Here is a 21,464-nt window from a genome sequence, read left to right on the forward strand (position 1 = left end):
TCAGCCGTCTACGCCGACGATCACGCTCGACGCCTTGAACAACGCGGTGGCCGGCTTGCCCGCCGCAATGCCGAGGCGATCGACGCTGTCGTTGGTCACGATCGCCGCGATCTGCGCGCCGCCCGGCGCCGCAAGCACGACTTCCGCGTTCACCGCGCCCTTCGTGACCGACGAGACCGTGCCCGCGACGACATTGCGCGTGGACACCTTGCTCGCGTCGCCGTCGACCATCAGGATCACCGACGATGCCTTCACGAGCGCGAATGCCGGCTTGCCCGCCGCGAGACCCAGCGAAGCGGCGCTGCCATGCGTGATGATCGCGACGATCTCGAGGCCGCCGTCGGCGCTCAGCGTGACTTCGTCGTTCACGGCGCCAGCCTTGACCGCGCTGATCTGGCCGGAGAAATGATTACGGGCGCTGGTACGCATGAGAGTCTCCACAAACAGGAAAATAGACAGGACTGCCAGTTTAGCCTTGTCAGTGTGACGCGCCCAGTCGCGCGAGCGTAAATTCGACAACTCGGCGAACACATGAATGCAGCAGTCCATCGTAATATATGGGCCTTTATAACGGTACGGGGTGTCGAACATGTTTATCCGCAAGCTGGTGGCCTCAGTTGTCGTGATGACCGGTGTGATCGGTACGATGGGCGCAAGCGCCAACGCATTCGCCGACGAAACCGATGTCAATGTCCTCTATGCAGGCTCGCTCGTGAACCTCATGGAAAAGAGCGTGGGCCCCGCGTTCGAAAAGGAAACGGGCCTGCATTTCAAGGGCTACGCTGCGGGATCCAACAAGATCGCCAATGAAGTGAAGGGCAAGCTGCGCCGCGGCGATGTGTTCATCAGCGCGAGCCCGAAGGTCAACGCGAGCCTCATGGGCGAGGCCAACGGCAATCACGTTTCGTGGTACGTGAATTTCGCCGAGTCGCCGCTGCTGATCGGCTACAACCCGAAGAGCCGTTTCGCCAACGACTTCAAAACGAAGAAGTGGGATCAGGTGCTCCAGGAGCCGGGCATCCGCCTTGGCCGCACGGACCCGAAGCTCGACCCGAAAGGCGCCTTCACCGTCGAGCTCATGACGAAGGCCGCGCAGGCGTACAACCAGCCTGACCTCGTCGAGAAAACGCTCGGCGCGCCGGAAAATCCCGAGCAGGTGCTGCCGGAGGAAACGCTCGTCGGCCGCTTGCAGTCGGGTCAGCTCGACGCGGGCTTCTTCTACTCGACCGAAACCTCTGACCTGAAGATTCCGTCGATCCATCCCGCGCCCGAACTGAAGATCAAGGCGAACTACACGCTCACGATCCTCAACGACGCACCCAATAGCGCCGGCGCCGCGCGCTTCGTGAACTTCCTGCTCTCCGCCGAAGGCCGCAAGCTGCTCGCCGAGCACGGCGTGGACGTGACGAAGCCCGCCGTCAACGGTCAAAGCCAGGCGATCCCGCCGTCGGTGCAGGCCGTGGTCGACGCCGCACAGCAATGACACAAACCGCACAGCTCGCCGCGCGGGGCGCCGCCCAGGGCGCCGTCAAGCGCTCGCAGCCGCTCTGGTGGCTCGGCGCGCTGCTTGCGGTCTACCTGTGCGCGCCGTTCCTCGCGAGCATCCCGCAGATCGGCCAGGCGGACTGGTCAGGCGTGGACTGGCACGCCACCTGGTCGGCGGTCGGGGTGTCGGTGGCGAGTGCGAGCGTGGCTTCGCTCGTCATCCTCGTGAGCGGGGTGCCGCTCGGCTACTGGCTCGCGCGCACGCACACGCGCGGCGTCGCGCTGCTCGGCTTCGTCGTGCAGTTGCCGCTCGCCTTGCCGCCGCTCACGAGCGGCGTGCTGCTGCTCTTTCTCATCGGGCCGTATAGCGGCATCGGCCAGCTCTTTGGCGGCTCGCTCACCGACTCGTTCACGGGCATCGTGCTCGCCGAGACGTTCGTGGCCGCGCCGTTCCTGATCGTCGCGGCACGCTCGGCGTTCAGCGCGGTCGATCCGGTCTACGACGACGTCGCCGCCACGCTCGGCCATCACGCCGCCGCCCGCTTCTTTCGCGTCACGCTACCCATTGCCTGGCCCGCTATCCGCGCGGGCCTCGCGCTCGCGTGGCTGCGCGCGTTCGGTGAATTCGGCGCGACCGTGATGGTCGCGTATCACCCGTATTCGCTGCCCGTCTACACCTATGTCGTGTTCGGCGGCCAGGGGCTGCCTGCGATGATGCCGCTCCTGCTGCCCACGCTCGGCATCGCGGTCATCTGCGCGGTGCTCTCCGTGTATAGCCGCAGCGCGCGCTCGACGCTGGCGGTGAACTTCGAGAACGGCGACGAACTCACCAGCATCACGCCGGCCGCCACGGTGGCGGAGAACGCCGACCTGCGTCTGTCCTTCGCGGTGCGGCGCCATCTCGGCGCGTTTGCGCTCGATGTGGCGTGGCGGCCGCAAACGCGGCGGCTCGCGATCATCGGGCCTTCGGGCTCGGGCAAGTCGCTCGCGCTGCGCATCATCGCCGGGCTCGAGCGCAACGACGCGGGCTCGGTCACGCTCGGCGCAATCGACCTCGGCGCGCTGCCACCCGAGCGCCGCCAGATCGGCTACATGCCGCAGGACTACGGCCTCTTTCCGCACATGACGGTGGCGCAGCAACTCGCGTTTCCCGTGGATGCGGACGCCGCCGCCGCGCGCTACTGGCTTGCGCACCTGGGCCTCGACACGCTCACGCAACGCCTGCCGCGCCAGCTTTCGTTCGGCCAGCGCCAGCGCGTCGCGCTCGCGCGCGCGCTCACGCGTCATACGCAACTGCTGCTGTTCGACGAGCCGTTCGCCGCGCTCGACACGCCGCGCCGCCGCCGCCTGCAACAGTCGCTGCGCGCGCTGCAACGCGAGATCGGCGCGGTGACGGTGATCGTCACGCACGATCCCGACGAAGCCGCCCTGCTCGCCGACGAGGTGCTCGTGCTCGAACAGGGGCGCGTGCTTCAGGCGGGCGCCGTGGCCGATGTGTTCCAGCGGCCCGCCACGCTGCGCGTGGCCGAGTTGCTCGGCTTGCACAACGTTGGCGAGGGGGTCGTGATTGCAGGCGGCGAGATCGAAACGCCCAACGGCCTGCGTCTGCCCTGCGCCGATGCTTCGCTGGCACCGGGGTCGCGCGTCATGTGGCGGGTCTCGCCGCGCTCGCTCGTCGCAACCCCGGAAGGTGCGTGGCAAGGGCGCATTGCGGGCACCTCGCTGCGTCACGGCGACCACTACGTTGCCGTGGAGATCGCCGGAGAAACGTTCGATATCGCCGCGGAAGATGCGCCCGCCACGCATAGCGGCGACCTGCGATTCACGATCGACGCGAACGGCGTGCTCGCCTGGCCCGTTTTGCATGGCTCCTGAAAACGCTCACCTTTCGCGTCGGCATGCGTGCGCGAGCGTCTCGTCCGATGAAAAAAGCCCCTTTTCAAGGGGCTTTTTTCGGCTTCCTGACCAGACGGTTAGCGTTTCGAAGCGCCTTTTCGCACCCTCGCTCACCGGTCCCGAAAACACTCACCTTTCGCCGTTTCGCGCCCAGGCACGCAAGGTTTCGACTGCCAACACCTGGTACCCGGCAATATTCGGATCCCTTAACCTGGGACTCCCAGGAAAATGTTGCGCGCCGAAACCAGGCGATCCTGTCCATCGGGATCACGAACCGTTGACGGCCGACAACTGGCAACGGTGATTGCGGCGCGGTTCGTCAACGAACCGATGCGACGCTACGCACGCGGCTCCCGAATCTCCTCACCTATGACCGCGCCGCCGCGTTCAGATCATGAAGCGGCTGTCTTCGACGAGCACGCGCGGCAAGGGCTGGAGGTCGGCGCGCGCGAAGCGCACCAGCGAGAAGGCGCGCAGACCTTGCGGGCTTGCCGGCAGGCGCGCGAGCGGGAACACGATCGAGCCGTTGTTGCCCTCGCTGCCGTTTGCCAGCAGGACATTCATCGGGCTCAGGCAGATCTCGCGCATTTCGACGTTGGTGTGTTGCGCGGGGTTCGCAAGCACGTTGCAGATCACCGTGAGTTGATGTTCGAGCGCTTCGCTCTTGAGCCCGAGCGCGGCGATCTCGCGCTCGTTCTGCGCAATCTGCGCTTCGACCCTGGCCACTTCGCCGGCGTTTTGCACATCGTGCTCGCCGAACATGCGTTGCGTGCCCGCGCCGTGACGCGTGAGCAGTTGCAGGCGCGTTCTGAGCAGCGCGCGCTCCTGTTCGAGCACGTCGCGGCGCGACTCGTCGGCGCCGATCTGCGCGAGGCCTTCCAGCGCGATCTGCTCGACCACGCGCTGCACGATCTGCTCGCGCAGGTCGGCTTCGGTCTCGCCGCACACGCGCACCTGATGGTCGTCAAAGCTCAACGTGGTCTGCATGACGTCGGTGTGCACCTCGTCGCCGTGCTGCTCGGCGCCGAAGGCGCACCGCTCGTTCAGCGCCATGCCGAGCACCGCATAAACCTCGCGCGCAAGCGGATGACTCTCGAACCAGGCATGCAGTTCGGGCGAGCGGCTCAGCACGTGGCCGACTTCGTCGGGCGCAGCGAAAAACGCGTGGATGTAGGGGTCGTTCATCCAGGTGGCGGCGCTCGCCTCGCGCGCGGGCGGCATGCGCTCCACCACGTCGCGCACGTATGCGACCGAACACGTGAGCGCGGGCACGAGCCGCTCGCGCCACTCGGGCACGAGTGCGAGCGTGGGGCTGAGCACGAGCAGGCGCTCGATCAACGCGCGGATTTGCGGCGTTTCCGGCGGCTGCTTCGCGCGGGCGCGCGGCCAAAGCCTGTCGAGGATGCTCATGGGGAAACTCCGTTGCAGACCGCGCGGGTGCGGCGGCGACACGCAGGCTTGCTTGGTGGCGGGTTTGCCGGCAAGACGCACGGCACGCGACGAAACCTCCTGTTGGAAATGACTATACCGCGAATCATCGCGTATCCGCGTGCGGACTGCCGCGTCGCAGCATTGGCCTGCAATGTCTCGACGCTCCCGGAAACACTCGCCTTTGCTTTACGTAAAGTCGCCGGCGTTCGAATCGCTCACGCGCGGGAAGCGCGTGACGGTGCGGCGAAAAATCGCATCGATCACACCGCAGTGAGTGTGAGCATCCCGCAGATGCTCACCTGTTGATTGTGCCCACGTGATTTCCCTCGTTGAGGGTGTCGCGTCATGCGTGTGCGCGCTTCAACGTGGTTGCCGGATACGGTTCCCGTCAACGCTCACCCCTGCGGTTCATGACCCAATCCAGGCTTCGAGCATCCTCGCTTTGGCGCTTGCCGCTCGATGACTTCATCAGCAATCCGAATCAATATGTCCGGCATGTGTAATCGATCCGAAGCATCCCGATTACACGTTCCGAAACCTGGGCGCGAGCAAAGGTGAGGGTTTTCGGGACGCGCGCATCGAACCCGACTCCTGGAAGTCCTCACCTGTCCCGGTATGGGTGAAGCCCGCGCGCGGCGATCGACTCACCGCCGCGCGCGTTCAGCGATAGCGTTGCAGTTCAGGATCGCTCACGGGTTGCTCCGGCAGATTCAGCATGCCGGGCAGGTCGTTCAGTTTCGGCAGGCCGCTCACGTTGGCCCAGCGGCCGCCCGAGCCTTGATAAATGAGCGTCGGCGTGCCGTCGAAACCGAGGTCCTGGAACAGCTTGATGTTGTTGTTGAGCTTTCTCTGATCGGCAGGCGGAATGTGCGCAAGCGGCGCGATGCCGCCCGATTCGTCCTTCTCCGAGTAATGCGTCTCGAGTTCCTTGAGCAGCGCGGCGCCGTCTTTCGCTTCCAGCAGCGCCGCTGCCTTGCCTGCCGAATCGACCTTCAGAAAGCCCATAGGAATCCAATGCACTTGCAGGCCCGCCGCTTCATACGGTTGCAGCGCTTTCCACACCAGGTGACAGTAAATACAGTTTGGGTCCATGAAGACATAAAGCGTCGACTTCACATTCGACCCGCTCGCCCCTTCGACGATCGCACTCGCTTCGCGGAGGCTGGCGGCGGCGGTGGCCGGCAACCAGGTGGGTTCCGGCGTATCGGCGGCCATGACGGACGTGGCGGAGGTGACCATGGCCAACGCGCCCGCGGCGATCAGCATGCGTGTGAACTTTTTCATTCTCTTCCTCTGGCGCGGGTCGCGCCCTGAAATACGAAGCCCCGTATCTTAGGGTCAGGCGGTGGCGTGCTCCTGACGCCAGCATGGCAAAGCGGTCAGGTTGAGGCGAAAGGTGAGAGTTTGCGGGAGCCCATGCTCCCTCAGAACTTGAACCGCAACTGGAACCCGATGGTAAACGGCAGGTCGTCGGAGGGGATCGGCGGAATGACGATGAAGTTCACGCCCACGCGCTTGTACGCGACCATCACGATCGGCGCGACCACGGGCCCGATCGTATGGTCGTGACCGAGACCCCAGTTGCCGTAGTTATAGCCGGAGATGATGCCGCCCATCGCCGCGAGACGCACGAAGCCCCAGTGCAGGAACTCGGGGGCCCACACCGCGCCGCCGTAATACGAGGGCCGCCGCAACGAGTTGCGAAAACCGCCCGCCGTGAGCGCCCAGGTGTCGCCGGGCCAGCATTCGATGCCGAGACCCGGATTGAACTGTTCGAAGTCCTTGTCGGGATGAATGTGGTACGAGCCCACCATCGCGTCGACCCAAAGACCCGAACTGCACCAGTTCGCGGCGCGCGCCGGTTGCGCACCGAGCAGCATCAGTGAGAGCAAGGGCATGAGCAGCAGGGTGGCGGCCGCGCCTCGTTTCGTCTTCTTCGCTTTCGTTATTGTTGCCGCGCCACCTGGCTTCTGCCAAAACCGCATGGGCTCTCCGTCCTTGCTTGCGCCGATCCGCTATGGGCTGTCGGTCTTCTGGTTGCTGGTTCGGGGTGAATGACGAACTGTACCGCAACCCGATGCGCGCGCAATGGAGTCCATGCTCGGATCGGGCGACTCATGCGTCACCGCTCGCCGCCGGCATCTTGCCAGCGTCATGAGTCGTCCCGATGAAAACGCCTGTGAAATTGCCGATGAAAGCGCTGTGTCAGAGGCCGAGGTCGCTCAGGCCCGGATGGTCGTCGGGGCGACGCCCGAGCGGCCAGTGATAGAGGCGGTCCGCCTCGCGGATCGGCAGGTCGTTGATGGACGCGTGCCGGTGCGCCATCAGGCCGTTCGCATCGAACTCCCAGTTCTCGTTGCCGTATGAGCGAAACCAGGCGCCCGAATCGTCGCGCCATTCGTACGCGAAGCGCACCGCAATGCGATTGTCGGTGTACGCCCACAGTTCCTTGATCAGGCGGTAGTCGAGTTCTCGCGCCCACTTGCGCGCGAGAAACGCAGCGATCGCCTCGCGGCCCGTCACGAATTCGGCGCGATTGCGCCACACGCTTTGCGGCGTGTAGGCGAGCGCGACGCGCTGCGGGTCGCGCGTGTTCCAGCCGTCTTCGGCGGCGCGCACTTTCTGGATGGCGCTCTCGCGCGTAAACGGCGGCAGCGGGGGGCGCACTTCGTTCGCATCACTCATGGTCTTTCTCCTTGCGTTGGGCGGCGCGCCGCGATGGCGCGTGCGAATCGGTTGGATTGCGGGAATCAGGCGCGCTTGCTTCGAGCAGCAGGCGAGCGGCGGCGCGCGCGTCGAGCGCCGCGTCGGCGTCGCCGCTCACGAGCGCCACGCCGATCGCGCCATCGATCAGGATCAGCCACTGGCGCGCGACGCGCGATGCCACGCGGCCGTCCACGCCCGCCTCGCGCGCCCAGGCATGGGTCTGCTCACGCACGAAGTCGAGCAGGCGCGCCTTGTGATCCCGCGCGACCACGCGCACGGGGTCATCGGGCGACGCTGTTTCGCCGGCGGCATTCAGAAACGCGCAGCCGTGAAAGTCCGCGGACGCGAACCATTCGCGCAGCACGTCGAACATGCCAATGAGACGCGCCTGCGGCGTGCGCCCTCGCGCGAGCGTGCCGGCGATGAACCAGCGCATCCAGCGCTCGTCGCGCCGCGAGAGCGCGGCCGCAACAAGCGCGTCCTTCGATTCGAACCAGGTGTAGAAGCTCTTGCGCGCCGCGCCCGCCGCGCGAACGATCGCGTCCACGCCGGTTGCGTGAATGCCGCCCGCGTAGATCAGCGCTTCGGCCGCTTCGAGCAGGCGCTCGCGCGCATCGGCCGGGGGCGCTTCGGGGTTCGGAATGGCTGGCGTGCTCATGGTTTCTCTCGATTGCGGTCTTGCAGTGGGTGCTTGCAACAAGCATCAGGAGAATGATCGTTCTCCAAGCACGTAATGTAGAACGATCATTCTCCCAAGTCAAGATCCGGAATCAGGGCGCGTTGCGGTCGCGTGGGCCGGACGACCCGCTCAAGCGGTCACGGAGCGAACGCCCCGACACCGCGAACACGGCGGCGACAACCAGCGCGAGCCCCATGACCCGCGTGAGCGTGAGCGGTTCGCCGAGCAGCAGAGTCGCGAGCGCCACGCCTGTCACGGGCGCCACCGCCGTGAATACGGCAGCCTCGCCGCCCGGCACGCGCGCGGCGCCCGCGTACCAGAGCCAGAATCCGCCCACGGTCGGCACCAGCGCGTAGTACGCCACGCCGATCAACGCGGGGCGCAAAGCGGGGAGCGACACGGAAAGCGGGACCGCGTGCACCGCGCCGATCCAGCCGGGCAACGCGCAAGCGCCCGAGACGATGAACCCCAGCCCCGTCATCGCCGCCGCTTGCGCGAGCGGTGGCCACGGCCGCGATAACCGTTTGTTGAGGAGGACGAACAGGCTTTCGCAAACGACCGCGCCGAGGATCATCGCATCGCCCGCGAGCGATCGCGCGCCGTCGCGAGGCCCGGCTGGCGCGAGCGTGACCAGCGCCACGCCGAGGCTTGCGGCGGTGACCGAAACAAGCGTGCTCGCGCGCAGCCGCTCGCCGAGCAGCAATGCGGCGCTCAGCGCGCACACGGCAGGCAGGGTGCCGAGGATGATGCCGGCGTCGCTTGCGGACGTGCGCTGCGTGCCGGCGATCAGCAGGACCGTATAGCCCACGCTGCCGATGGCGGCCTGCGCAATGAGCAGCAGCGCGTCGCGCAGGCCGGGGCGTGGAAACGCGGTGCCGGTCAGGCGCATGAGCAGCAGAAAGACCGGCAACGCCATGGCGAAGCGCAGCGCGGTGGCGGGCAAGGGATCGAGCCCCGCGCCGATGGTCTTGCTGGCAATCACCGTGCTGCCGACGGTGAGCATAGCCGCCGTCAATTGCAGATGCGCGACGGATCGGGGGGAAAGGGCCGGGCGACGCGCGTTTTCACGCGGCGGCAATCGTGTGGACATGGAGCGCTCCTCGTGGTGATACGCCTGTATAGGCGGACCACGGCGCGCCGTCTTGGATCGATGTGCGTCAGCGCCTGGACTTCATGCCCCGCGAGCGAGCCGGTAGCGGCCGGGTGAGACGCCGAATTGCCGCGCGAACGCGCGATTCAGGTGGCTCTGGTCGCAGAAGCCGGCGGCCAGCGCGGTCTGCGCAGGCGCGTGACCGGCCTTGAGCAGTTGCCGCGCGAGCGCCACGCGGCGATGCAGGATGTAGTTGTGCGGTGCCACGCCGAACGCGCGCATGAAGCCGCGATGAAGCTGGAACCGGCTCAGCCCCGCCGCGCGGGCGAGTTCGGCAAGCGAGAACGGCACGGCGGGATCGGTGTCGATCATCTCGCGCACGTGGACGAGCGCGGCGGGCGAGCATGGCGCGAGCGAGCGCCGGTGACCGAGGGCTTCGACGAGGCGCGTCATGACTTCGAGCGCGGCGGCGTCGAACGCCATGCGGGAGAGGTCGTCGCCCGAGGCCGCGCGTGGGTCCACGTTCTGGTCCGCGCTTTGCTGCGTCACATGGGCAAAGGCGGCGTCGAACAAGCCGCGCAAACGTGGTTCGCTGATCACGGGCGCATGAAGCGCAAAGCCGGCGTCGTCGCCCTGCGTGATGTCGGCTTGCAACGCGTCGATCCAGCACGGCTCGAAATAGAGCATGCGCCACGTGCGGCCCGCGGCGTCGAGCGGCCGCCCGTCGTGCACTTCGCCGGGATTGACGAGAATGAGATCGCCCGGCACGGCCTCGACCTGGCCCGCATCGCTCAGCGAGACATGGCCGCCGCGATCGATCACGCCAATGCCGTACTGATCGTGCGTGTGGCGTCCGAACGAGCGCGCCGTGGCGGCCGTCATCGCGTCGACCTCGCGCACGAGCGTGGCGTGAAAGCGCACTGCATGATTCGCGGCTGGCATGGAGCGGCACTCCCGGCGTGTTGGCTGCTATGCGCGTATGAAACCCGACTTTCGCGCGGCGCGCAACGCCCGCGTGAGCGGGCGGACAGGATACGGCAAGGCGGCGACGCGGCGATCCGGCCCTGGCACGTTATGCTTTATCGTCGGGATGGAAGAAACGCGGGCCGCCAAACGTACAGGAACGTATCAGCCAGCCAATGGGAGATGAGATGAAAGAGCGGTCGTTTGCGCCATTCGTTCGCGGCTCGCGCCGCGCCTTCTGCGCTGCGGTGTGCGCGGCGGGCTTCGCCGCGTGCACGCCTTTGCGGGTCGTCACGCACAGTGTGAGCCGCGCCGAAGCCAGCGTGCCGGCGGGCCACTACACGCTCGACGCCCATCACTGGAGCATCGTGTTCGATGTCGATCACCTCCAGTACACGCGCTTCGTGATGCGCTTCGACCGCGCACAGGCCACGCTCGACTGGCGTACGGGCGGCCTCGAAACCGCCTCGGTGGATGTGGTCATCGACGCGTCGAGCCTCGACACGAACGTTCCCGCGCTCGACGCCATGGTGAAAAGCGCGCAAATGCTCGACGTGGCGCGCTACGCGCAAATCCGCTTCGTGAGCACGCGCTTCGCGCGCACGGCCGAGGGGCGCGGCACGCTCACGGGCAACCTCACGATACGCGGCATGACGCAGCCGGTCACGCTCGACGTCACATTGAACGGCTACGCGCCGAATCCGCTCACGAAAGCGCCCACGCTCGGTTTCACGGCCACGGGCCATTTCAGCCGCGCGGCGTTCGGTCTGACGACCTGGTATCCCGCCGTGGGCGACGATATCAATGTGCGCATCCAGGCCGAATTCGAGCAGCCACCAGTGGGCGCAGCCGCTCAATCGGAAACGCAGTGAAACCGCGACGCGCTCAGGCCGCGGTCCAGTCGAGAATCACCTTGCCGCTCTCGCCCGAAAGCATCGCCGCGAAGCCTTTCTCGTAGTCGTCCACGCCGAAGCGATGCGTGATGATGGGCGAAAGATCGAGCCCGCTTTGCAGCATGGCGACCATCTTGTACCAGGTCTCGAACATCTCGCGGCCATAAATGCCCTTGATTTCCAGCCCCTTGAAGATCACCTGGTTCCAGTCGATGGCGGTTTGCGAGGGCGGAATGCCGAGCAGCGCGACCTTGCCGCCATGGTTCATCGATTCGAGCAGCGCCGTGAATGCGCTCGGCACGCCCGACATTTCGAGGCCCACGTCGAAGCCCTCCGTCATGTGCAGTTCCGCCATCACGTCGCGCAGCGACTCGCGCGAAACGTTCACGGCGCGCGTGGCGCCCATCTTGCGCGCGAGTTCGAGGCGATAGTCGTTGACATCGGTGATGACGACGTTACGCGCGCCCACGTGCTTCGCGATCGCAACAGCCATGATGCCGATGGGCCCCGCGCCCGTGATGAGCACGTCCTCGCCCACGAGATTGAACGAAAGCGCCGTGTGCGTGGCGTTGCCGAACGGATCGAAGATCGCCGCGAGATCGTCGGAGATTTCGGGCGGAATCTTGAATGCGTTGAAGGCCGGTATCACGAGATATTCGGCGAACGCGCCTTCGCGGTTCACACCGACACCCGTCGTGTTGCGGCACAGGTGACGCCGCCCCGCACGGCAGTTGCGACAAAAGCCGCAGGTAATATGCCCCTCGCCCGACACGCGGTCGCCAATCTGGAAGCCGCGCACCTCCTGGCCCATTTCGACGATCTCACCGACGTATTCGTGGCCCACGTGCATCGGCACGGGAATGGTCTTTTGCGCCCAGTCGTCCCATTTCCAGATGTGGATGTCCGTGCCGCAGATCGCCGTCTTGCGGATCTTGATCATCACGTCGTTGTGGCCGACTTCGGGCTTCTTCACGCGCGTGAGCGTGAGTCCGGGGGCGCGTTCGAGTTTGGCGAGTGCTTTCATTTGATTCGCGATCCTTGTTAAATCACGCCGAGGGTCTTGCCCACACGCGCAAACGCGTTGACGGCGCGCCCGATCTGCTCGGGCGTGTGCGCGGCGCTCATCTGCGTGCGAATGCGCGCGCGGCCCTTCGGCACGACGGGATACGAAAAGCCGATCACATAAACGCCTTCGTGCAGCAGGGCGTCGGCCATTTGCGTGGCGACCTGTGCGTCGCCCAGCATCACGGGAATGATCGGGTGCTCGCCGGGCACGAGCGTGAAGCCGAGCGCGCTCATTTCGCGGCGAAACTGCGCGCCGTTCTCGCGCACGCGGCGGCGCAACTGCGCGCCTTCGTCGCTCGCGATCAGTTCGAGCACCGCGAGCGATGCGGCCGCGATGCTCGGCGTGAGCGTGTTCGAGAAAAGATACGGACGCGAGCGTTGGCGCAGCAGATCGACGACTTCCTGCTTCGCCGCGATATAACCGCCCGAGGCGCCGCCCAGCGCCTTGCCGAGCGTGCCGGTGATGATGTCCACGCGCTGCGCCACGCCGCAATGCTCGGGCGTGCCGCGCCCGTGCTCGCCGATAAAGCCGACCGCGTGCGAGTCATCGACCATCACCAGGGCATCGTAGCGGTCGGCGAGATCGCAGATGCCTTTGAGGTCGGCGATGATGCCGTCCATCGAAAACACGCCGTCGGTAGCGATGAGCTTGTAGCGCGCCCCGGCTTCGTCGGCTTCGCGCAGCTTGGCTTCGAGATCCGAAAGATCGTTGTTCTTGTAGCGGTAGCGGCGCGCCTTCGAAAGGCGCACGCCGTCGATGATGCTCGCGTGATTGAGTTCGTCGCTGATGATGGCGTCTTCCTCGCTGAGCAGCGTTTCGAAGAGGCCGCCGTTCGCGTCGAAACAACTGGAGTAGAGAATGCAGTCCTCGGTTTGCAGGAACGTGGCGAGCGCGCTTTCCAACTGCTTGTGCACGGTTTGCGTGCCGCAAATAAAGCGCACCGACGCCATGCCGAAGCCGTCGCGCTCGAGCCCGTCTTGCGCAGCGGCGATCAGGCGGGCGTCGTTGGCGAGACCGAGGTAATTGTTGGCGCAGAAGTTGAGTACGTCGCTGCCGTCGGCCAGACGAATGTCGGCGGACTGAGGCGTCGCGATCACACGCTCGTTCTTGTAGAAACCGTCCGCGCGAATCTGGTCGAGCGTGGCACGCAGATGGTCGAGATACGGGGTACGCATGGATCGAGCTCCTGGCTTGGAGGGCCGCGGCCTGCTATAGTCGGCGGCAGGTTTTAGCGAAAATTTCTTTTATTTCGAACACAAGTTCGATATATCGAACGCACTCTAAACGATGAGGTCGTGAATGGCAAGCACCCGCAAACCGCGCACCGCACCGGCGGCTGCCGTTCCCGACGCGCCGGCGCCGGCGCCGGCCGCAACCGGTCTCTCGCCTGCATCCACCGTACCCTCCACCGCGCCGCCACGCGTGGGCGAGCAAATCCAGCGGCTGCGCAGCGAGCGCAAGATGACGCTCGACGACCTCTCGCGCGCCGCGGGTGTCTCCAAATCCATGCTATCGGAAATCGAGCGAGACAAGGCGAACCCGACCATCGCCGTGGCCTGGCGGCTCACGAACGCCCTGGGCGTGAAGCTCGATTCCCTGTTCGCCGCGCCGAAGGCGCCCGAGGCGATCGCCGTGGCCGGGCCGCACGACATCCCCACACTGCTGGGGCACGAAGCCGGCTACCAGTTGCGCGTGTGGGGGCCGATCGAACTCGCCGGACAATTCGAATGGTATGAACTGACGCTCAAGGCGGGCGGCGCGCTGGTGTCGAGCGCGCATGAACCCGGTACGCGCGAGCACCTCACCGTGCTCCAGGGGAGCCTCGAAGTCGAGGCGGGCGGCGCGACGCAACGGCTCAAGACGGCGGACACCGCGCGCTATATCGCCGATCAACCGCACGCGATCCGCAACGTGGGCAAGGGCGAAGCCCGCGCGCTGATGGTGGTGATCCACGGTTGAGCGGCCAGCTCACCGCGACCCCTGGCCATACGGATGAGGCTGCGCAATCGGCCCGACTACTGTATATTTATACAGTGAAAGTCCGACCGGAGCCGCCGATGTCCATCTCGCCCCCAACCGAACTGCCGCGCGAACACGAACTGGCCGCCTTGCGTTTCCAGTCCGCCGCGCGCGACCTCGAACATATCGTGCGCAACATCGCGCAACGCTACATCGCCCGCCAAGTCCCGCTTACGTGGCGGCTTCTTCATGCCATCGAGGCCGAGGCGCTTGCCGACCTCGGCTTCGCGAGCCGCCATGACGCCCTCATGCTGGGCCTCTTCCAGCGGCCCGGCGACCTTGCCTGGCCGGAAACGGATGAGACCGTCGACTTCGGCCAGTCCAATGCGCTGCCCGCCGTGTTCGCGTTCGCGGTCTCGGCCTACGAGCGCGCCGCGCAAAGTGCGGAAGAGGCACGCCGTCAGGCCAGGCGCAGCGACGCCGTGCGACGCGCGCGGGCGTGGGGCGGCTGACGGGTTGAGGAGCCTGGCGAGCGCAGATGGGTTGCGCCCGCCGTGATCTCGCTATAATGTTCCTTTAACGCAACTAACGGAATGATAGAGATGGCGTCCTCCACTCCCGCACGCGACCTCTTCGACCAGCAACGTCAAGACTGGCAACGCGACCCCGTGGCCGCATTCGACGCCTGGCTGGCATCCCAAGAATTGCGTCGCTCGTCAGCCGACGTCTATCGCGTGCAATGGGGACGCTTTCTCGAATGGCTCGCGCTCAAGCGCAAGACCATCATGACAGTGGATACCGGCACGATCGCGGAATTCGTCGCCAGCCTCGACGTGAAAAAACCTCAGCGGCTGCGCTACCTTCGCCTCATCGAACGCGTGCTCGATCATGTGCGTGAAATCGAGCTCGCTTCCACGAATCCCGCGCGCTTCATCGCTCAGGACGGCGAAGCCGCCTGGCGCAACGCACGCGAAAACGAACCGACCGGCTTTCTCAATGCCGCCGAACGCGCGGCGATCGTCGGCCGGCTGTTCTCTCCGCTCGTCGAGCCTTCCGCCGCGAAGCAATGGCGGGAGCGCCGCGACAGGGCCCTCGTCGCAATCTTTCTGGGCGGTGGCTTGAAAACCGGCGATGCCATCGCGCTGACGCTCGACTGCGTGGCGATCGGCTCGGAGTGGGTGACGATCGAAGCCGCCAACCCTGTTTTCACGCGGACCACGCGACTCGCACCCTTTGCCGTCGACGTGCTTGGCGCATGGCTCGAAGCGCGCCGCCTCGCCGGATTGCCCGGCCAGCTCGTCTTTCCCGGCTCCCCCTCGGGGCGACCGATGCACAAGGCCACGGTGCTGCGCGCCATCGACGCGCTGATGGAAACCGCGGGCGTGGCCGAAACCCGCGCCGAGCGCGCCAGTCCGCAAACGCTGCGCAACACGTTTGCGGCGGACCTGTTCGAGCGGGGCGTGGACACCGATCAGGTAGGGCAGTGGCTCGGTTTCCTGCAACCGATCTCCGCGGGCCGGCTCCACCGCGCATGGAAAATATGGACCGAACGGGAAGCGATGCAGCGTGCCGCTGCGGAAAGCGAAAAAACCTGAACACCGCATGGGCTGGCGTTCGTGCCGCGCCCGCGGCACGCGCCGCGTCCCGTAAAAGCTCACGCCGGGAGCGCTCGTTCGCTCCCGCAAAGGCTCACCTCAAGCCTGTTCGGGCGAATGCTTGCCCGCCATGAAGCGCGAAAAGGCTTCCAGCTTCGAGGCCCCCGCGCCCGACGTGTGCTCGCACTCCGGGCACAGAAACTCAAAACCATCGTCCACTTCGGACAACTCCGGTTCCCCTTCATGGCAATTCGGGCAACGCGCCGGCAGCGCGACGTGGCCATCCACCACCGTCCCGAGACGCGTCAGTTCAGCATCGCCCAAACGTCCCTCCGCTGCGAGGGCGCACAACACAGCCGCAACCGACGCATCGACGCCTTGTTGTCCGCGTAGCGTCGTTACCTGGCGAGTCAGGACATCGACTTCGTCGGAACGCTCGCGCAGCAGGACGTCGAGCCGGTCGGCGCGTGCCTTCGCCGTCGCCAGTTGCTGGATGAAATCGAATTCCTTCTTGCTCGCATCGCGCTGGGCCGACTGCCACGTCGACGACATCGAGCGCAATGAATCGAGCTCGACGAGCATCGGCCTGACGCGCCGCTCGGCCTCGGCCAGCGCATCCTTGATTTGCTGCGCATAGTGCTCGGTGCTCTTGCGCATCTCTTCATGCAAGCCGTCGATTCGGTCGCGCAATCCGGCATTGGTCGTCTGCTCGGTTTCGACCCGCTTGCGCAGGGCTTCGTTTTCCGATTCGAGGCGTTGAAACTGCACTTCGCGGTTGCCATGCTGTAGCGCGCCCTGCGCTGAACTGGCGGCGAGCTGGCTTTCGAGTTCACGCACCCGCTCGTAGGCCGCTTCGGTGCGGCTTTCGCTGCGTTGCAACATCTCATCGGTTGCGGCGCGCCGGGCTTCGGCGTCGCGGGCGGCTTGCTCGGCATCGCGTCGGCCAGCCTCGAATTCGGTGCGTTCGTCGTGCAAAGCGTCTCGCGCCAGCATTAGCGCTTCTTCGAATAGTGCGCCAAGCAACTCGCCGGCACGTTCTTCCAGTGCAGGCGGAATCGCGCCAACACCAGCACGCGTTTTCGACGCGGTTCGGATGCGTTGCCAGAACAGCTCGATATCTTTGGGAATGTCGCTCGCACTGCCAGTCTGGGTCAGTTCGCGGACAGCGGCCATCGAGGGTTTGATCTCGAAATCGAAGAACAGACGCTTGCAGGCATGGAGGGAGAGCTCCTGCCTACGCGCTCCGTTTTTGCGCAAATTCTCGAGTTCTTCGCGGATAACCTGGCGATCTTGGTCTCGCATGTTCGTCTTCTCGGCAGGGGAGTGGACGAATCATAACAAATTACGTTCTGTTTGCTACGTTTTTTAATGCCAGGAAGGTTTAGAGCGGAGAGAAGTGCTTTAAGCGGCGCTTTATTTCGATTGAAGCAGGCTTTAGTCGAGTGTCGGCGTGAAACAAATCGAACTTTGTTTCATAAGCCATTGTAAACGCGGGAGATTTACCTCCGATTTTACTTCGATCCGTTGTTTCACGCGAGAGGTGAGAAGAATCAGAGCCGTAGGGGTTGGAGGAATTGTGGATATCTTGGAAAACTCGCAAGGAAGATCGTGCTTGAGAATACATAAAAGTAAACACCCTTGATACCCGTTAAAAACGTTAACGCCACGGCAAACCCTTATCCCGCGGGGCTTTCAGGCTGATCAGGTGAAGCTTTACGGGACCCTGGGTGAGACCTTGCGGGACAGTCGGGTGACGGGCTTCGGGATCGGGGGTGAGGCGGTACGGGAAAGGACGTGAGCGGATTCAGGGACAGGGAGATTGTTGACTTCGCGGCAAGGGTGAGCGAATACGGGAGTGAGCCGCCGTATGGGTCAAGAGGGACAGGGAGGTGTCGTGATGTTACGCGAAATGCAACGGTGAGCGGATTCGGGACCGGGAATTCGCGGTGTTTTTGGACGAAATCGAGGGGCTGAAAAGCCTTGGGTGAGGAAAATCGGGAAAAAATGCGGATCGAAGGTGAAGTTTTTCGGGAGCCAAACGCAGAAATCGGGCGAAATGGGCGTTTCCGGAGCTCTGAGGTGAGGTTTTTCGGGAGTCGATGCACCCGTTGGCCGGGACGCTTGCCGGTCTCCGGCGCATTCGTCTGCCTCTCGAAGTGGCAAAGGTGAGGTTCTACGGGGGCTTGCGGCGTTGCGGCGAATCCGGGTGCTTGCTCTGCCTCGCAAAGCGCGAAGGTGAGGCTTTTCGGGAGGTATTTTGGGCTCTTTTTGGGCTTGAGGTGAGGAAATGCGGGAGAAAGTTGGTATTCACTGCGCCGGAAGCACCGAAATTCCGTGGGGGAGAAGCCGCAGACTCAATCGCTGGAATTCGCTGAGGTGAGCGTTTTCGGGGGCCGTTGTGCGGTGAGGACCCGTCGATGCGGAGCGCACTTCTTCATTTGAGGTGAGGTGATACGGGAGCAAAGCGCGGATTTGCCGAGCTGCCGACATGTGGATAAGTCTCGGAATCTATTGATTTTTTCATACGAGCAGCCGGAAGGTGAGGTTTTTCGGGAGTGATATTTGCGCTGCGCCGCGACGCCTGCTCAGCGCAAAAGGTGAGTTTTTTCAGGAGCATTGGTGCCCTGAATGTCGGTAGGACGGCCTTTCCATCCTTGCCGGAAGGCACCGCCAGTTAAACCATAGGTGAGAATTTACGGGACGCTTCGCATGGCTGCGGACGGCGAATGCAGAACTCAACGCCGCCGAAGGTCATTTTGTTGAGCGCTTGCCGGGGGAAAACGGGCTTCCCGGCACTCAGCGAGGCACTTTCAGGGGCCATTTCGTTATGTCTCTCATCTGGACTGCTTTCGTTGTGGAGCTTGGCCAACGCCGGCGGGATTTTCCACCCAACAGGTGAAAATATTTAAGGTGAGCCGTTACGGGAGCAAACGGCGACCGTTGGCGCAAGGGCGAAAACGCGGGCTCGGGCCGGATCGTAGAATACGCAAAGCGCCCCGCCGGACGGGCGTCTGGCGGAAGGTGAGGTGATACGGGAGTGCGTCGCGGTGAGTTGCACACATAATGGGCGCATCACCGGCAATGGTGAGAGACGCCCTATAGACGCCTATCACCACAGACGGTATCCTTTCGCGAAATTCCTTCCTCGACCCGACGCATGGCCACGAAGCGCGTGAAAAAGACCGATGTGGTAAGCCCCAGTTCGGCGGAATTGCGCAAGGCCGTCGAGGCGATCGCGATCCAGCCGAAAAGCGGCAAGATCACCCTGCTGACCCGCAAGCTGTTCAACGTGCTGCTGGCCGTCGCGCAGCAGGCCGACGAGTCCGGCGACACTTACCGTGCGCTGCTTTCGGACATCGTCGCCAACTCGGCGTTCGATTCCAATGATACGGCGCTCGTGAAAGAGCACTTGCGCCGCATGGTGTCGGTGCAGGTCGAATGGAGCCAGGGGACCTCCAGCCAGAAGCCCGGACGCAAGTGGGGTATCTCCACGCTGATCGCGGACGCGGAAATTCTCGAGGACCCGCAGACCCGGCGCGTCTGGGTGGAATTCTCGTTCGCACCGAAAATCAAGAAGAAGCTGCTGGACCCGGTCCAGTACGCCCGCCTGAGCCTGCAATTCCAGAGCCAGTTGCGCAGTAGCGCCGGCCTCGCGCTCTACGAGATTTGCGTACGCTATCTCACTAACCCCAGCCATCTCACGATGCGTGAGACCTGGGAATGGTGGCGCCCGATCCTCTCCGGCACGCCGGATACCGAAGCCGGCGATGAAGCCAAGCGCGAGTACAAGTATTTCAAGCGCGATTATCTGCGACCGGCAATCGCCGAAGTCAACGCGGTCACGAATATCTTCGTCGAATTGATCGAGCATCGCGAAGGACGGCGCGTCGCCGAAATCCAGTTTCGCGTAACCGAGCGCAAGCAACCGATGCTTGCGCTCGATGAACATCCGAACGTGTTCGACAGCACGCTCGTCGATCGCATGGTGAAGATCGGCATTCCGCTCAAGGAAGCGCAATCGCTGTATGCCGATAGCGAGGAAAATCGCATTCGCGCCGCGCTGCAATTGACCGAGCAGCGTCTGCGCAGCACGAGCCTGCCGCCGGTGCGCAGCGCCGCGGCGCTATTCAAGGATGCGTTGAAGAAGGGTTATGCGCCGCCGGTCGAAACCCCGGCGGGCGCGACACCTGCCGTTGGCCGCAGCGCAGCGGCGGCGGTGACGGCAGACGATCCGAAGGCGCGCTTGCTCGACGAATACTCGGCTTATCGCCGCAAGGAAGCGCGCGCACTCTACGAGGAGCAGGGCGAGATGGAGCGTGAACTTGCGCGCCAGTCCTTCGAAGAGGATGAATTGCCGGTGCTCGGCGCGCATCTGCGGGATGACTGGCGTCGCCGCGGGCTGGACTCGAAGCTGGCTGACTCGGCGTTTTTCGACTGGCTTGCCCGCAAGACCTGGGGCGAACCGACCGACGGCGACCTGCTGGCGTTCACGCTGAGCCAGTCGCGCGCCGCCTGATCCAGACGGTGTTTTCCCGGTTCCGTGCAATGCGGGCCGGTGGCGTCAGGCTGGTTGCCAGCCGCCAACTGCATTGGCTACGGTGGCAACCGCTGACGCACTTTCAAACTTATTTCGTTTTCAGAATCTGTTCGATCTGTTGAAGGATAGCATCGCGTCGATCCTTGGAGAGGCCTTTCAGGCGCAGTTCGAGCCGGTCGTCGCCGTATGACTTGAGGTCGCCAACGGCCACGCCATCCAGTTTGATCTCCAGTCTTTGCGCGTAGCGTTGCCGGCCTGCCGGCTTCGGACTTTCCTGCGGACTCGCCCGGCCTTTCACGATATCCGCGACCTGCCGCGTGCTGAGATCGTCCGAGACGATGCGGTTGATGAGACGCAGCGTGGCGTCGGTGCCGCGTGCGCCGTGATAGCGGCCGACCTGATACGCCATGTTCGAGCCGAACCGGTCTGAGCGTGCCACCATCTCCTGCATCACCAACTCCGGCAGTTTCCCGATCGACAGCGCAACCGCCACCGTCGATTCGTCGAGGCCGAGATGATCGGCAAGTTCACGCTGGCTTTGGAAGTGCTTTTCGTCGATGAATCGCTTCCACACCACCGCATTGTCGAAGACGGTTTGCGAGTCGCGCTGCACGTTCAGATCGTAGCCGAGCTTGTAGCTCTGAATCCCGATCGGCAGATCGACGACGATCGCCTTCACGACTTCCTTGTTCGCTTCCTTCAGCGCGCGTACGCGGCGGCCGCCGTCGCTCACGTAGTAGCTGCCGGGCGTCGCGTAATCGGGAATCACGTGAATGGCCTGCTGCTGCCCTTGCTTCGCGAGATTGACCGCGAGCTCCGCAATCGACGCCTTCAGATAGAAGTGACGCGGATTGAAGGGGCTCGGCTTGATGTCCTTGAGCGGCAACTCGATGATCTGCCCCGGACGGTAGCCGTGCGCGATGCGCCACGCGCGATATTGCGCCGACTCGTTTTCGACAGCGGGTGCGGCTTCCAGAGCAGGCTCGGCAATCGGCTCAATGACAGGCTGGCTCGAACGTCCGGCCACGTCGGGCGCTTTCGGCTTGTCCTGGACCAGTCCGTCGATGGCGTTGAGGCGGTCAAGCGCAGTACGCTTTTCGCTGCTCGTCGTATCAGGGCGAGCCTGAAAGCCTTTGGCGAATTGGGAGGGTTTCATTCAGGGTC

The 21,464-nt window shown here is 64.4% G+C and carries 20 protein-coding genes; 8 read left to right on the forward strand and 12 right to left on the reverse strand.

From position 1 onward, the window contains the following. Positions 1–429: a TOBE domain-containing protein gene (locus C7401_RS07570; RefSeq protein ID WP_112170761.1), complete on the reverse strand. Its 429-nt coding sequence runs from the start codon at positions 427–429 to the stop codon at positions 1–3. A 160-nt stretch (positions 430–589) separates the two neighbouring features. On the opposite strand from C7401_RS07570, the gene C7401_RS07575 reads away from it, so the two are divergent. Next, entirely contained in the window at positions 590–1,483 is an 894-nt protein-coding gene (locus tag C7401_RS07575) for an extracellular solute-binding protein (RefSeq protein WP_112170762.1), read from the forward strand. After that, positions 1,480–3,360, forward strand: a complete 1,881-nt coding sequence (locus C7401_RS07580; protein ID WP_112170763.1) for an ABC transporter ATP-binding protein/permease — start codon at positions 1,480–1,482, stop codon at positions 3,358–3,360. Before C7401_RS07575 ends, C7401_RS07580 begins: the two co-directional genes overlap by 4 nt. 408 nt (positions 3,361–3,768) lie before the next feature. Here C7401_RS07580 and C7401_RS07585 read toward each other — a convergent pair whose 3' ends face one another. Further along, entirely contained in the window at positions 3,769–4,791 is a 1,023-nt protein-coding gene (locus C7401_RS07585) for a hypothetical protein (RefSeq protein ID WP_112170764.1), read from the reverse strand. Between the two features lie 12 nt (positions 4,792–4,803). Between C7401_RS07585 and C7401_RS44280 the strand changes: the two genes are divergently transcribed. Continuing rightward, entirely contained in the window at positions 4,804–5,118 is a 315-nt protein-coding gene (locus tag C7401_RS44280) for a hypothetical protein (protein WP_146757890.1), read from the forward strand. Positions 5,119–5,472: 354 nt separating this feature from the next. On the opposite strand, the gene C7401_RS07590 is transcribed toward C7401_RS44280, so the two are convergent. The 6 genes from C7401_RS07590 to C7401_RS07615 form a co-directional block, all read right to left on the reverse strand. Then, positions 5,473–6,096: a thioredoxin fold domain-containing protein gene (locus C7401_RS07590; protein WP_112170765.1), complete on the reverse strand. Its 624-nt coding sequence runs from the start codon at positions 6,094–6,096 to the stop codon at positions 5,473–5,475. Between the two features lie 140 nt (positions 6,097–6,236). Next, positions 6,237–6,710: a hypothetical protein gene (locus C7401_RS07595; protein WP_112171103.1), complete on the reverse strand. Its 474-nt coding sequence runs from the start codon at positions 6,708–6,710 to the stop codon at positions 6,237–6,239. Between the two features lie 307 nt (positions 6,711–7,017). Next, positions 7,018–7,497 carry a nuclear transport factor 2 family protein gene (locus tag C7401_RS07600; protein ID WP_112170766.1) on the reverse strand — a complete coding sequence of 160 codons (480 nt, stop codon included), beginning with the start codon at positions 7,495–7,497 and terminating at the stop codon, positions 7,018–7,020. Further along, entirely contained in the window at positions 7,490–8,176 is a 687-nt protein-coding gene (locus tag C7401_RS07605; RefSeq protein WP_112170767.1) for a TetR/AcrR family transcriptional regulator, read from the reverse strand. Before C7401_RS07605 ends, C7401_RS07600 begins: the two co-directional genes overlap by 8 nt. A gap of 112 nt (positions 8,177–8,288) precedes the next feature. Then, complete coding sequence (locus tag C7401_RS07610; protein WP_112170768.1) at positions 8,289–9,287, reverse strand: DMT family transporter; 999 nt, start codon at positions 9,285–9,287, stop codon at positions 8,289–8,291. Positions 9,288–9,368: 81 nt separating this feature from the next. Continuing rightward, entirely contained in the window at positions 9,369–10,229 is an 861-nt protein-coding gene (locus C7401_RS07615) for an AraC family transcriptional regulator (RefSeq protein WP_112170769.1), read from the reverse strand. 209 nt (positions 10,230–10,438) lie between these two features. Here C7401_RS07615 and C7401_RS07620 point away from each other — a divergent pair, with 209 nt between their 5' ends. Further along, positions 10,439–11,122 (forward strand): YceI family protein, encoded by a 684-nt coding sequence (locus C7401_RS07620; protein WP_112170770.1) that lies wholly within the window; start codon positions 10,439–10,441, stop codon positions 11,120–11,122. 13 nt (positions 11,123–11,135) lie between these two features. Here C7401_RS07620 and tdh read toward each other — a convergent pair whose 3' ends face one another. After that, positions 11,136–12,167, reverse strand: coding sequence for an L-threonine 3-dehydrogenase (tdh, locus tag C7401_RS07625; protein ID WP_112170771.1), 1,032 nt, complete (start codon positions 12,165–12,167; stop codon positions 11,136–11,138). A gap of 17 nt (positions 12,168–12,184) precedes the next feature. Beyond that, positions 12,185–13,384, reverse strand: a complete 1,200-nt coding sequence (locus tag C7401_RS07630) for a glycine C-acetyltransferase (RefSeq protein ID WP_112170772.1) — start codon at positions 13,382–13,384, stop codon at positions 12,185–12,187. A gap of 124 nt (positions 13,385–13,508) precedes the next feature. Between C7401_RS07630 and C7401_RS07635 the strand changes: the two genes are divergently transcribed. From C7401_RS07635 to C7401_RS07645, 3 genes are all read left to right on the forward strand, one after another. After that, entirely contained in the window at positions 13,509–14,168 is a 660-nt protein-coding gene (locus tag C7401_RS07635; RefSeq protein WP_112170773.1) for a helix-turn-helix domain-containing protein, read from the forward strand. Positions 14,169–14,266: 98 nt separating this feature from the next. After that, the gene (locus C7401_RS07640) at positions 14,267–14,680 is read left to right on the forward strand and encodes a DUF2471 family protein (protein ID WP_112170774.1); all 414 of its coding nucleotides are present in this window, start codon (positions 14,267–14,269) and stop codon (positions 14,678–14,680) included. Between the two features lie 90 nt (positions 14,681–14,770). Next, on the forward strand, positions 14,771–15,763 hold the full coding sequence (locus C7401_RS07645; protein ID WP_258396928.1) for a tyrosine-type recombinase/integrase: 993 nt from the start codon (positions 14,771–14,773) through the stop codon (positions 15,761–15,763). Between the two features lie 99 nt (positions 15,764–15,862). Here the strand turns inward: C7401_RS07645 and C7401_RS07650 are convergent, their stop codons facing one another. Then, on the reverse strand, positions 15,863–17,065 hold the full coding sequence (locus C7401_RS07650; RefSeq protein ID WP_112170776.1) for a DNA-binding protein: 1,203 nt from the start codon (positions 17,063–17,065) through the stop codon (positions 15,863–15,865). A 1,855-nt stretch (positions 17,066–18,920) separates the two neighbouring features. On the opposite strand from C7401_RS07650, the gene C7401_RS07655 reads away from it, so the two are divergent. Beyond that, entirely contained in the window at positions 18,921–20,279 is a 1,359-nt protein-coding gene (locus tag C7401_RS07655) for a replication initiation protein (protein ID WP_112170777.1), read from the forward strand. Between the two features lie 109 nt (positions 20,280–20,388). Here the strand turns inward: C7401_RS07655 and C7401_RS07660 are convergent, their stop codons facing one another. Further along, on the reverse strand, positions 20,389–21,456 hold the full coding sequence (locus C7401_RS07660) for a ParB/RepB/Spo0J family partition protein (RefSeq protein WP_112170778.1): 1,068 nt from the start codon (positions 21,454–21,456) through the stop codon (positions 20,389–20,391). Between the last annotated feature and the right edge of the window lie 8 nt (positions 21,457–21,464).

Source organism: Paraburkholderia unamae, from assembly GCF_003268775.1.
Taxonomy (GTDB): Bacteria; Pseudomonadota; Gammaproteobacteria; order Burkholderiales; family Burkholderiaceae; genus Paraburkholderia; species Paraburkholderia unamae.